General features: G+C 38.4%; 10 protein-coding genes. 5 read left to right on the top strand and 5 right to left on the bottom strand.

Annotated elements, in window-relative coordinates:
* Positions 1 to 81: 81 nt before the first annotated feature.
* The 3 genes from AC0UMU_RS11360 to AC0UMU_RS11350 are packed head-to-tail and all read right to left on the bottom strand — an operon-like array spanning position 82 to position 1,753.
* Positions 82 to 474 (bottom strand): MmcQ/YjbR family DNA-binding protein, encoded by a 393-nt coding sequence (locus tag AC0UMU_RS11360; RefSeq protein WP_278714576.1) that lies wholly within the window; start codon positions 472 to 474, stop codon positions 82 to 84.
* Between the two features lie 11 nt (positions 475 to 485).
* Entirely contained in the window at positions 486 to 1,160 is a 675-nt protein-coding gene (locus tag AC0UMU_RS11355) for an NAD(P)H-dependent oxidoreductase (protein WP_022389813.1), read from the bottom strand.
* Positions 1,161 to 1,177: 17 nt separating this feature from the next.
* Positions 1,178 to 1,753 carry a sugar O-acetyltransferase gene (locus AC0UMU_RS11350; RefSeq protein ID WP_009316838.1) on the bottom strand — a complete coding sequence of 192 codons (576 nt, stop codon included), beginning with the start codon at positions 1,751 to 1,753 and terminating at the stop codon, positions 1,178 to 1,180.
* Positions 1,754 to 2,207: 454 nt separating this feature from the next.
* On the opposite strand from AC0UMU_RS11350, the gene AC0UMU_RS11345 reads away from it, so the two are divergent.
* From AC0UMU_RS11345 to AC0UMU_RS11335, 3 genes are all read left to right on the top strand, one after another.
* A complete protein-coding gene (locus AC0UMU_RS11345; protein ID WP_031258013.1) occupies positions 2,208 to 2,801 on the top strand; it encodes a sugar O-acetyltransferase in 594 nt (197 codons plus the stop codon).
* Positions 2,794 to 3,303 (top strand): prolyl-tRNA synthetase associated domain-containing protein, encoded by a 510-nt coding sequence (locus AC0UMU_RS11340; protein ID WP_022599405.1) that lies wholly within the window; start codon positions 2,794 to 2,796, stop codon positions 3,301 to 3,303. Before AC0UMU_RS11345 ends, AC0UMU_RS11340 begins: the two co-directional genes overlap by 8 nt.
* A 268-nt stretch (positions 3,304 to 3,571) precedes the next feature.
* The gene (locus tag AC0UMU_RS11335) at positions 3,572 to 6,469 is read left to right on the top strand and encodes a PD-(D/E)XK nuclease family protein (protein ID WP_472300272.1); all 2,898 of its coding nucleotides are present in this window, start codon (positions 3,572 to 3,574) and stop codon (positions 6,467 to 6,469) included.
* A gap of 55 nt (positions 6,470 to 6,524) precedes the next feature.
* Here the strand turns inward: AC0UMU_RS11335 and AC0UMU_RS11330 are convergent, their stop codons facing one another.
* Both AC0UMU_RS11330 and AC0UMU_RS11325 read right to left on the bottom strand, forming a co-directional pair.
* Positions 6,525 to 7,175 carry a carbohydrate-binding family 9-like protein gene (locus AC0UMU_RS11330; RefSeq protein WP_009316834.1) on the bottom strand — a complete coding sequence of 217 codons (651 nt, stop codon included), beginning with the start codon at positions 7,173 to 7,175 and terminating at the stop codon, positions 6,525 to 6,527.
* An 11-nt stretch (positions 7,176 to 7,186) separates the two neighbouring features.
* Positions 7,187 to 7,831, bottom strand: a complete 645-nt coding sequence (locus AC0UMU_RS11325) for a LysE family translocator (protein ID WP_009316833.1) — start codon at positions 7,829 to 7,831, stop codon at positions 7,187 to 7,189.
* Positions 7,832 to 8,096: 265 nt separating this feature from the next.
* On the opposite strand from AC0UMU_RS11325, the gene purL reads away from it, so the two are divergent.
* Together purL and AC0UMU_RS11315 are read left to right on the top strand one after the other, a co-directional pair.
* Entirely contained in the window at positions 8,097 to 11,792 is a 3,696-nt protein-coding gene (gene purL / locus AC0UMU_RS11320; RefSeq protein ID WP_472300270.1) for a phosphoribosylformylglycinamidine synthase, read from the top strand.
* Between the two features lie 100 nt (positions 11,793 to 11,892).
* Positions 11,893 to 13,296, top strand: coding sequence for an amidophosphoribosyltransferase (locus AC0UMU_RS11315; protein WP_472300268.1), 1,404 nt, complete (start codon positions 11,893 to 11,895; stop codon positions 13,294 to 13,296).
* Positions 13,297 to 13,431: the final 135 nt, after the last annotated feature.

The raw sequence follows: 13,431 nt of genomic DNA, 5'->3' as shown, positions 1-13,431 counted from the left end.
TAATAAAAGGGCGGCATGACAAAAAAAAGAAGGCATCCTTTTTAGACACCTTCTTCTACAAAATATTTCGATATTAAGAACCTATATCGATTTTAGGCCAATTGCTCCCTGTGACATCAATCCGGTTCTGTCTTTGAGCGGTAATGCGGCAACTACCGTATCATAAGAAATCCGGATCAATTCTTTAATCCGGACATCAGACAAGTCTCTGCCCGGATAAATACTATTCCAGTATTTCTTATTCATATGCCAACCCGGTCGAACAGCATCATATTCAGACCGAAGCTCCTCTCCCATTGCCGGAGGCAACTTGATATTGATAAAATCAAAATTATCTACATCACAAAAACAGAACCATTTTCCACATATATAAAAACATAAACCGCCGCTATAAACTTTATGACCTATCCAAGGCATTTTCTCCGTTACCCCCGGCAGTGACAAACAATAGTCTCGCAAATCCTCAATAGTCATTATTGTGCATATTATTTGATGTTAACTCTTTCTACCATTGCTTTCAGACGAGCCTTATATTCCTCTTTACCTTTCTGTAAATTTTCTTCTGCGACAGTAGCGTTTTGCGGATTACCATAAACGACAAGCGGATCATTCCAAATCATTTTCGAGTGATTAGCCTGACCTTCATAAGGACGCAAATACTCGGACATCGTATATTTATTGCGTCCATCGTGCTGATAAGCAGCCTCTTCAGATCCAGTTGTGGTAACAACCATGAACTCTTTGCCTTCTATCAACCCTTCTTGTGTAAATGCCATGAATACTTCATCTGTCCACTGTTTCAACAAATGGGGCGCACTCATCCAATAAAACGGGAACTCATAAACAATACCTTTTGCCTGCTTTACTACATCACGGTACACATCAGGAGCAACAGGATAGTCATAAATATTGATTACTTGCACACCCTCTACTTCGGCTGCAGCCTGAGAAAGCATGGCATTCATGTGGCTTTTATTAATGTCGGGATGTGCAAGAAGCACGATCACAACGGCATCGGTTACAGGAACAGTTTTAACTGAGTCTTTCATTGCTGTCAAATTTTCTTGTTGATTGTCATTGCCATTTTTACTTGCCTGTTTGCAAGAAACAAATGCTATCATAACAACAATCAAAGTTAATAATGAAATTTTCTTTTTCATAATAATTTATTACGTTTTTACATCTGCTTTTTCAGCCTAATCTCCTTAATAAATTTAGCCGGATTTCCACCAACCACTGTATAAGGCGAAACATCGTGAGTCACGACACTATTAGCTCCTACAATCGATCCATATCCGACAGTAACACCAGGCAAAATAGTGGAATTAATCCCTATCCAAACTTTATCTTCTATAACAATAGGACGACCATAAGTTGCACTACGGTTTTCCGGATCAGAATCATGATTAATAGTAATGAGATTCACTTTCGGAGCAATAAATACATCATTTCCAATCGTGATACCGCCACGATCAAAAAAAGTACAACCCTGTTGAATCCAGCAGCGCTTTCCAATACGGATATTTTTTCCGAAATCTACATAAAAAGGAGGAAGTAGTGTCACTGATTCATCGACTTTCCGCCCGATAATTTGCGAAAGATAATCACGGACTTCTTCTGGCGAATGATAACCAGTATTCAACTCATACGCTAATTTCATTGTATCAAAAATAGAATTTATCAACTCATCATAACCAGGTTCATTGGGTGAAACCAGCGCACCCGAAAGATCTTTTTTGAAAATATTTTCCATATTAATATTATTTTACAGTATCAGTACAAATACTTTTTATAGTATCGAGAAAATCGATTATATTCTGACAAATATCTATCGATAAGGTAAATTTAGTACTGTGCAAAAATAAATTTTTATTCTAAAAAAAGAGAGAACCATATTACAGATAATCGTAACCATATTACAGATCATTTCCATGTCTATAATAAGAGCCTCATTCTCCAATCTAGAAAATTATTATAATTATCTTCAATTATTTACCTAATTTGTACGGCTACCTCTATTTATTTTTTTAGTAAAGAGTAACAAACTTTTTTGATTGACATAATCGAGATCGTTTTAACACTAATATAAATGATAATTATAATACTTCTATTTTTTGCAGCCAATTTCATTGATAGAAAAACATTTTAACAAATATTTAATCACTTTCTTACTTCAATTTTCTTCTTTTGCAAAAAGAATATTTCATATGGGAACAGAATATGAGAAATGTATGTCGGGCAAGCCTTTCATCGGAAGCAAAGACCCTCAAATTACAGAGATGATTTTGCGTACAAGACGACTATTAATGCAGTTTAATGCTACCGACTATGCCGATACAAAACGTAAACAAGAATTACTACGTGAGATATTCGGCAGCATGGGTAAAGGTGTACATGTAGATATTGATTTTCATTGTGAATACGGGAAACACATTTTTGTAGGCGACAAAGTGATTATCAATATGAACTGTACCTTTGTGGACAATAACCGTATCGATATCGGCAACAATGTCTTAATTGCTCCCAATGTACAAATATACACAGCGACACATTCTATTAAAATAAATGAACGCATGGTACATGAATGGTCGGAAAGTGAAGAAATCTGTCGTACATACGCCTTACCTGTAAAAATAGAAGATGGCGTATGGATTGGCGGAGGTTCTATCATCTTGCCCGGAGTCATTATCGGACAAAATAGCGTTATAGGTGCAGGCAGTGTAGTTACTCATTCCATCCCAGCTAACTGTGTGGCAGTAGGAAACCCTTGCCGTGTAATTAAACAAATAAACAATGAATAATCCCGGAAAAATAAACAGTAAGCAAATGATATATGAGTATCTGAATTATTGTAAGATCGGTTTTGAAATAACAGAGCATAAGGCTGTTTATAATATGGTTGAACTTTCCGATATATCGTTACCTTATCCTGAAGTCATAGCCAAAAACTTATTTTTACGTGATGATAAGAAACACAACTATTACCTCATAACTGTAAAAAGTAACAAACGGATCGATTTGAAAGCAATCAAACGTAATTACGGTACAAGACCGTTAAGTTTAGCCAAAGAAGAAGAATTAAGAAATATTTTAGGACTTACCCCCGGCACGGTTACACCTTTCGGTATATTGAATGATAAAGAATGTAAAACGCTCTTTTTTCTTGATGAAGACTTTTTAGCATCGCCTGCCATTATCGGCATACATCCTAATGACAACACTTCTACCGTTTGGCTAAAAGTTGAAGATTTACTGCACATAATAGAAAAACACGGAAACAAAGTCAGAATAATTTCTACATGAACATCTAATAGTCTAATAAAATTACAGACAAACAACTAAAAGCCTGTTTAAATTTTCTAATAAGAAAACATAGACAAATTCTTAGCTAATAACTTATGAAATAATCAAATAGCAACTCACTATTATAAAAAAGTCAAGCCTTCCTTGAGAAGTAACCTCCAAAACTTAACCTAAAAGGATTTTCTTCTTTACATAAATCTGTACCTTCCGAAAGTTTTCCCACAAATTTTGCTTATACTTGTAAGAAATTATCTTGCATCGCATATTTATGAAACCGTTTTTATATCTTATAGCCCAGACTTTTTACAAAAAATACGGTAAAGAGATACAGAATATCGCATTTGTATTTCCTAATCGCCGTGCCGGAATATTTTTTCAAAAATACCTTGCCGAAGTAGCCGGACATCCTTTATTCTCTCCTCCGATAATGACCATTAACGATCTGTTCATCCGTTTGACACCTTATCAACCGGCAGATAAAATTCAGATGCTTTTTGTTCTTTATCGCCATTATATAACTTTAAGCAACTCCGATGAAAGTTTCGATAATTTTGTTTTTTGGGGAGAAATGCTTCTCAATGATTTCGACGATGTAGATAAATATGTAGTGAACGCAAAAGATTTATTCACTAATATTCAAGATTTGAAAGAGATAGAGAACAGATTTTCAGATATATTGACAGAGACTCAAATAGAGTTTATCCGCAGATTTTGGGATCATTTTATACCTGCAATGGAAAGCGAAAAAAAAATGCAGTTCGTTGCCTTATGGAAAATTCTGTATCCTCTTTATAAGGCTCTTCGAGACGAGCTAAAAACCAAAGGAATCGCATACGAAGGTATGATATTCCGAGAAGTAGCGGAGAAAGCAAAACAGCGGGAGGAATTGCACATTCCTTACAACCAGGTAGTTTTTATCGGCTTAAATGTTTTAAGTACTTCTGAAGAAATGCTAATGCATCGACTAAAAGAATTAGATATCGCCGATTTTTATTGGGACTATAACGCTCCGACCCTCCAAGATGAATATAATAAGGCTACATTTTTTCTTTCCCGCAATCGTAAGGCCTTTCCTTCGAAATTATTATTAGCAAACGACAAAGGAAAAGAAACTTGGCCTGAAATAGAATTGATCGGTATTCCGTCTGCCGTAGGGCAAGCTAAACAAACACAAGAAATCCTGAACGGATTGATTTCATCCGGAGCTATCCCTGATCCGTCAAAAGCAATCAATACGGCAATCGTCTTGCCTGACGAGCATTTATTACTCCCGATGTTATATTCCATACCGGAAACGATCGACCCGATCAACGTGACCATGGGATATACTTTATCTAATACTCCTGTTGCAGGCCTTATGGAATCTATATTCGATTTGCAGAAGCACTACCGCTTGGTACAAGGTGAGGCCCAATTCTATCATCGAAAAGTTCTTTCTATCCTCAGTCACCGATATATACTATCTTCCGGAGAAAATGAAATAAATCTATTATCAAAAGAGATAAAACAATATAATAAAGTATTTATTCCGGTTTCGGAATTAGGAAGAACAGAATTACTGAAGCTGCTTTTCGTAAGCTTAGAAACAGCGAATCAAGCTGCCGACTACCTGATCAACATTTTGGAATATTTGCAACAAGGTCTGCAGAATGATCATAATGACTCCGAAGAAGAAGAACATACTGTACAATTTTCCGAAATAGAGAAAGAGTTTTTATTCCACTATTATATAACGGTAAAAAGGCTGAAAGACGTTATTAAAGACGAAAGCATACAAATGAACGTCTCTACATTTTTCCGACTACTCGGTAAAATGGCAGGAAGTATCTCCATTCCTTTCAGAGGTGAACCTCTTTCCGGTTTACAGATAATGGGAGTTCTGGAAACCAGAGCTCTCGACTTCGAAAACTTGATCATCCTATCTATGAATGAAGGAATATTTCCGATGACAAAAGTCGCCAATACATTTATTCCCTATAATTTGCGCAAGGGATTCGGACTTTCGACCATAGAACATCAAGACAGCATCTATGCCTATTATTTTTACAGAATGATATATCGGGCAAAAAGACTTTATTTATTATATGACACCCGTACCGAAGGATTACAAACCGGTGAAATGAGCCGATATATCTATCAACTGAAATATCATTACCAAGTGCCTATCCAAGAAAAAATCATGAGTTATGATATTACGGTTAAAGAAAATCAGATTATTCAAATACCTAAAAATGAATTTGTTCAAAAACAGCTAAACCGATTCCTGTCCGGAGGAGACCGGGCTTTGTCGGCAAGCGCCGTCAATACCTATATCGATTGCCCTTTAAAATTTTATTTAGGTTATGTCGAAAGGGTATCTCCAGAAGACGAAGTTGCAGAAAGCATCGAAGCCAGCACATTCGGAAGCATCTATCATGGAGTAATGGAGAATATTTACCAACGGATGCAGGGAAAACTCGTTACAGGAGACTTACTTGAAAAGATTCAAAAAGACGACACGCTATTAACAAACTTAATAGAAGCCATGTTTGCCAAACATTATTTTCAAACTTCTCGAATACGCCCCTTAACCGGGCAAAATTACCTGACGGGAGAGATTATCCGCAAATATGTCAAACAAACTTTAATAACAGACAGAAAGCATACTCCATTCATATATCTCCATTCCGAATTTCCTATCGACACTACTCATACATTCGACGGAACACGCCAAATCCGCTTAAAAGGATCTATCGACCGAATCGATGAAAAAGACGGCATTACAAGAATCATAGATTATAAAACAGGAAAAGGAGAAACAACCTTCAAAACCATGTACGACCTATTCGACCCACAAAAAAGAGATCGTCCCAAGGCTATCATGCAAGTATTCATGTATGCTATGATATATTCCCAAATAAATCACCCAAAATCTCTCTGTCCCGGCATCTACCACCTCAGAGATCTATTCAAAATACAATTCGACTGGTCTATCATCCATGAAATAAAAACGGAGAAAAAAAGAATAGAACAAACTATATATGACTTTTCCCCTTATATTCAGGAATTTACAGATACATTCAATAAATGCATCCAAGAAATCTTTAATCCCGAAATACCCTTTAAACAAACTGAAAATACTCAAATATGCGAATACTGCGATTTTGCAACAATCTGTAAGAGATAGAAAGAAGGCTCAAAAAAGACAAAACAGCGAGGTATTGAAACACCTCGCCGTTTTGTCATCTAAAGTATATCTCTCCAAAAAATTCGGGTCTGTGAAAATCGGGATTTTCCGTCTCAATAGGACTCCAACTCAAATAATGAGGTAAACTCGAATTGTCTGCACATTTATAGAAATTGGCATATAACTTTTCGGGTAACGATTCAGGGTTAACCCCTATCAAATCGAAAGGGATGGAAACAAGCAGTTCCCATGCAAATATTCCTTGCATCTCCTGAAACGGTTTATGTCCGGCTGAAGCATAACGCTCTATACATGCCATCTTTTCCGGAGAAAAATGGGTGCATATTTCCCGACTTTGACGCTTCGACGCCAATGCCGTACCGATGCAGTTGAATTCAAAATTATAATATTCGGTTTCACCCGGAACTTGCACAAAAAACTCTACACAGCTATCCTGCCATACCGGAGAATTATCTTCGCTATTCAATGCCAACAGACAATTTCCCCTAACAAAATACTTGATGTAAAGAGCCGTTTCGCTTCGGGCTATATCAAATATAGTGATCGGCTTATACGGAAATTGTTCGGGCCAATTCACGCACTCCACACTTTGCCGTGCAGCTTTCTCCTCAAGCAACTCACACGCTTTTTCCAACGGCTGATCTTTTAAGCCCGGAATAAAAGGTACTGACAAAACTTTTTTCATAGTAAAAAAAATTAATGATTGAAATATCCTGACATACCCATAAAACAACCTACTAAAGACATGATAATAATAACGCCTCCAATACAGCGGTTAATCAACCATAAGCTACGCAAATTGAAACGAGTACGCACCTTATTTATAAAAAATGTTATTGTAAACCACCAAGAAACAGCCCCTATGATAATAGAAATATAGCCGAGAATATAGTGGTACAAAGTAGATTCGGGAACAAAGAAATTAAGTCGGGCGAACAATCCTATAAACAGAAACAATATCAACGGATTTGACAATGTAAGAAAGAATGCTGTCACAAAATCTTGTGTAAAAGTATTTTTATTCGCACTTTGTTTCTTAATATTCTTTGCAGGATTTTGACGATATAAATAAGCCCCGAATCCGGCCAACACAAGGCTTCCCAATATCTGGATCAAATATTCATTCGTTTCTATAAAATCTATTACGATAGACATACCGAGACCTGTCAACACCGCATAACCTAAATCTGAAATGGAAGCGCCCAGCCCGGTAACAAAGCCCGACCACCGCCCCTTATTCAGAGTGCGTTGTATGCATAATACTCCGATAGGGCCCATGGGTGCCGATACCAAAATACCGATAGCCAAACCTCTTATAATTGTGTATAATACCAAATCCACTATTTCCCTATTTACACAGTTAATCTGTTTCTGAAATGCAAATATAAGTCATAAATGTTACATTTCCGCCAATTGTTTTGGCTTTATTGTTTTAAAGAACGCAGCTTTTGATTAATTTTGCAAACGAAATCTGAGAAAGGATAACATCTCTTTTTTATATTTCGAATCAAAGTGCAGATGTCTTATTACATAAAGATAAGAGAATAAAAATATTATTAAGAACAATAATAACAGTCAAAATAATTCACAATTTAAATAGACTATAATGGTTCTTTTTTTCAAAACACCTTCCCGGAATGTGATAGCAGTCGATACCGATCACACTCTTTCGTCCCATGAAACAGAGAAACTGAGCTGGCTCTTCAGTGAGGCCGAAGTACTAAACGAACAAATTATCGACGGCTGGTTCGTCGGTCCTCGTAAAGAAATGATTACCCCGTGGAGTACCAATGCTGTGGAAATTACCCAAAACATGGGATTAAAAGGAATAACCCGTATCGAAGAATATTTCCCTGTAAAAAGCGAAAAGGCAGATCACGATCCGATGCTCCAACGCATGTATAACGGACTAAATCAGTCTATTTTTGAAATAAACAAATTACCTGATCCCATCGTCTATATAGACGACATCGCTTCATACAGCAAACAGGAAGGACTTGCTCTAAGTGAAGATGAAATAAATTATTTGAACGATTTAGGAAAAAAAATCGGACGAAAACTTACCGATAGCGAAGTATTCGGGTTTTCCCAAGTCAACTCAGAACATTGCCGACATAAAATATTCAATGGAGTTTTTATCATCGACGGACAAGAAAAAGAAAGCTCTTTATTTAAATTAATAAAAAAAACATCCGAAGAAAATCCGAACAAATTAGTATCGGCATATAAGGACAACGTTGCTTTTAACGAAGGACCGGTAATCGAACAATTTGCTCCGGCATCACAAGACAAGCCCGATTTTTTTGAAATTAAAGATATAAAAACCGTTATTTCCCTAAAAGCGGAAACACATAATTTCCCGACTACCGTAGAACCGTTTAACGGAGCTGCAACCGGAACAGGTGGAGAAATACGCGACCGATTAGGCGGTGGGAAAGCGAGTTTACCTATTGCCGGAACAGCAGTATATATGACCTCATATCCCAGAACGGAAAAGGGGCGCGAATGGGAAAAGAAAGCTATGCCAGAACGGAAATGGCTTTATCAAACACCGGAACAAATTCTGGTAAAAGCATCAAACGGGGCATCGGATTTTGGGAACAAATTCGGACAACCGATGATCTGCGGATCTCTTCTTACTTTTGAGCACGCGGAGAACTATAAAAAATTTGCATACGACAAAGTTATCATGTTGGCAGGAGGTGTCGGCTTCGGAACTATGCGGGACGCTCTCAAAGGGACTCCTAAACCCGGTGAGAAAGTTGTCGTTATGGGTGGAGATAACTACCGTATCGGAATGGGAGGCGGTGCTGTATCATCCGTAGAAACCGGTGTATATGCCAATGCTATCGAACTAAACGCTATACAACGCGCTAATCCTGAAATGCAGAAACGTGTATCGAATGTCGTTCGTGCACTTGCCGAATCGGACAATAACCCCATCGTTTCTATTCATGACCATGGAGCCGGAGGACATTTGAATGCCTTGTCGGAACTGGTAGAAACGACAGGTGGTAAAATCGAGATGGACAAATTGCCGATAGGTGACCCGACTCTTTCTGCAAAAGAAATTGTCGGAAACGAAAGTCAGGAACGCATGGGAATGCTTATCGGTGAAAAAGACATCGATCATGTTAGAAAGATCGCAGACCGTGAACGTGCACCGATGTATGTCGTAGGAGAAACTACCGGTGACATGCGTTTTGTCTTTGAACAAAAAGACGGAATAAAACCGATAGATCTCGCCATGGAGGATATGTTTGGCAAAGCGCCCCGTACCTTTATGAAAGATCACACGGTCGAAGAGAATTATCAGGACGTTGCCTACGAAACCGGAAAGATACATGAATATCTGGAAAATGTCCTACAACTTGAAGCCGTAGCTTGCAAAGATTGGCTGACCAATAAAGCAGATCGTTCCGTAACCGGGAAAGTGGCTCGCCAACAATGTCAGGGTGAAATACAACTACCTCTCAGCGATTGTGGCGTAGTAGCTTTGGATTATCGGGGGAAATCGGGTATTGCTACTTCTATCGGACATGCACCGCAAGCAGCCATGATCGATCCGGCTGCCGGTTCGGTACTTGCCATATCGGAAGCTCTTACCAACATCGTATGGGCACCGATGACAGAGGGATTGAAAAGTGTATCGTTAAGCGCCAACTGGATGTGGCCATGTAAAAATGAAGGTGAAGATGCCCGTCTATATAAAGCGGTGGAGGCTTGCAGTCAATTTGCTTGTGATCTGGGAATCAACATCCCCACAGGAAAAGACAGTCTGTCTATGACTCAAAAATACGGTGACGAAAAAGTTTTCGCTCCGGGGACTGTCATCATCTCAGCGGGAGGTGAAGTGTCGGACATAAAAAAAGTCGTTTCTCCTGTACTCATTCGTGATCGCAATACGGCTATTTATTATATAGATTTTTCATTCGATAATTTTCAGCTCGGGGGATCGGCTTTTGCACAATCGCTCGGAAAAATCGGTAAAACAGCACCTACTGTAAAAGATTCGGAATACTTCGCTTCAGCGTTCAATACAATACAAGAATTAATCGAAAAGGACCTCATTCTGGCAGGTCATGATATTTCGGCCGGCGGTATGATTACTGCCCTGCTCGAAATGAACTTTGGAAATCCGGAAGGCGGTTTGGAAATAAATCTCGATAAAATCGCAGAAAAAGATATTATAAAAATCCTTTTCAGTGAAAATCCAGGAGTATTGATTCAGGTAAAAGACAAGAACAGCGTCGAAAAGATTTTGCAAAATAACGGCATCGGGTTTTCCAAAATCGGACGGCCTTGCAAAGAACGTCACATTCTGGTCAAGAAAGACAATGCAGAATATCAGTTTGGAATCGATTATTTGCGTGACGTATGGTTTTCTTCTTCTTATCTGCTCGATCGTAAACAAAGCGGAGAAAAAGCTGCTGCCGCACGATTCAACAACTATAAGGAACAACCTTTACAAATTAAATTTAATGACGATTTCACCGGAAAAATGGCACAATACGGAATCAGTGCCGACCGCAGAAAGCCGAGCGGCATAAAAGCGGCTATTATTCGGGAAAAAGGTGTAAACGGAGATCGGGAAATGGCTTATTCTCTTTATTTGGCCGGTTTCGATGTCAAAGATGTCCATATGACCGATTTGATCAGCGGGCGGGAAACGCTTGAAGATATAAACATGATCGTTTATTGCGGCGGCTTTTCCAATTCGGATGTATTAGGTTCTGCCAAAGGCTGGGCCGGAGGATTTCTTTGGAATGAAAAGGCCAAAGCCACTTTGGACAATTTCTATGCACGTGAGGATACTCTAAGTTTAGGTATTTGTAACGGTTGTCAACTTATGGTAGAATTGGGACTATTGACTCCGGATCACGAAAAGAAACCTAAGATGCGACATAATGATTCACATAAATTCGAATCTGAATTTATCGGCTTGACTATTCCCGAAAATAATTCAGTAATGTTCGGATCTCTGTCAGGCAGCAAATTAGGAGTATGGGTAGCTCACGGAGAAGGAAAATTCGAATTACCTTATGATATCGACAAATATAATGTCATAGCAAAATACAGCTACGATGCTTATCCGGCCAATCCGAACGGATCACCTTTTGCCGTTGCGGGTATCGCAACAAACGACGGACGGCACTTGGCTATGATGCCACACCTCGAACGCGCGATTTTCCCATGGCAATGGGGGTATTATCCGACCAACCGTAAAAACGAAGATCAGGTGACCCCGTGGATAGAGGCATTCGTAAATGCCCGCAAATGGGTAAAACAGCATAAAAAATAATAATGCTATAACGGGAACGCTCGGGTATATACCGAACGTTCCCGTTCTTTTTAACATCAATAACAACACATCTACAATTAAGTATTATATTCAATAAACAATGGGCGGTTTTTTTGGAACGATAAAAAAAGAAAGTTGTGTAGCCGACCTCTTTTATGGGGTAGATTACAATTCTCACATGGGAACAAAACGTGGAGGTATGGTAACTTTGAATAACGGAAATTTTACTCGCTCGATTCATAATATCGAGAATTCTTATTTCCGTACAAAATTCGAGGCTGACCTTCCTTCTTTTTCAGGAAATTCAGGAATAGGCGTTATCAGCGATACCGATGCTCAGCCGATTATCATCAATTCTCATTTAGGGAAATTTGCCGTAGTAACAGTTGCTAAAGTAACTAATCTGCCGGAACTTGAAAAGGAACTTTTGGCAAAAGGAAATCACTTTTGCGAACACAGTAACGGCATTACCAATCAATCAGAATTGGTGTCCATGCTTATTATCGAAGGCAAAACTTTTGTCGAAGGGATAGAGAATGTCTACAATCGATTGAAAGGTTCTTGTTCGATGCTTCTTCTTACAGAAAACGGAATTATTGCGGCACGGGATAAATATGGACGAACACCTATCATGATAGGAAAAGGGGAAAACGGTTATGCGGTATCATCCGAAACCTGCAGTTTTCCGAATCTGGGTTATGAAATGGATTATAATATAGGACCGGGAGAAATCGTTCAAATTACAGCCGATGGTTTTACTCAACTGCGAAAACCCAATAAAAAAATGCAAATATGTTCTTTCCTTTGGGTATATTACGGTTATCCCGTATGCGAATATGAAGGGAAGAATGTTGACGAGATGCGTTTCGACTGCGGTGTGGAAATGGGTAAAAACGATGATATCGATGCAGATTTTGTATCAGGTATTCCCGATTCCGGGGTCGGCATGTCTCTGGGATATGCTGTCGGAAAACAAATTCCATATAAAAGAGCGATCGTTAAATATACTCCGACATGGCCGAGAAGTTTTACTCCTCCTACACAAGAAATGCGAGAACTGGTAGCAAAAATGAAGCTGATCCCTAACAAAAAATTATTGAAAGATAAAAAGGTCGTTTTTTGTGATGACTCTATTGTCAGGGGAACTCAACTTCATGACAATGTAAATGATTTATATCGTTATGGAGCTAAAGAGGTGCATATGCGCATCAGTTGTCCTCCATTAATTTACCCTTGTAAGTTTCTGAATTTCACAGGTTCAAAATCGGAGTTGGAACTCATCACGCGGAGGGTTATAAAAAATCTTGAAGGAGATTGCTCTAAAAATCTCCCGGCTTATGCAACCACAAATTCTCCCCAATATTGCAAAATGGTGGATTGCATCCGAAAAGATCTGAATATTACGACTTTGAAATTCAATCCATTGGAAACGCTCGTCAAATCAATAGGTTTACCTAAAGAATGTATTTGCACTCACTGTTTCGATGGAAGCAGTTACGAATAACATACCGATAAGAAAAACGATATGCACTCTAAAAGTTTTCGTTTAACTTTTAGAGTGCATATCGTTTTTTATATTATAACAGTCTAATTTTACAAACATGCAATTCTTTCCAATATTATAAAATAATCAAACAAG

The organism is Coprobacter fastidiosus (assembly GCF_982245605.1).
This window is presented reverse-complemented; position numbering and strand designations above follow the sequence as displayed.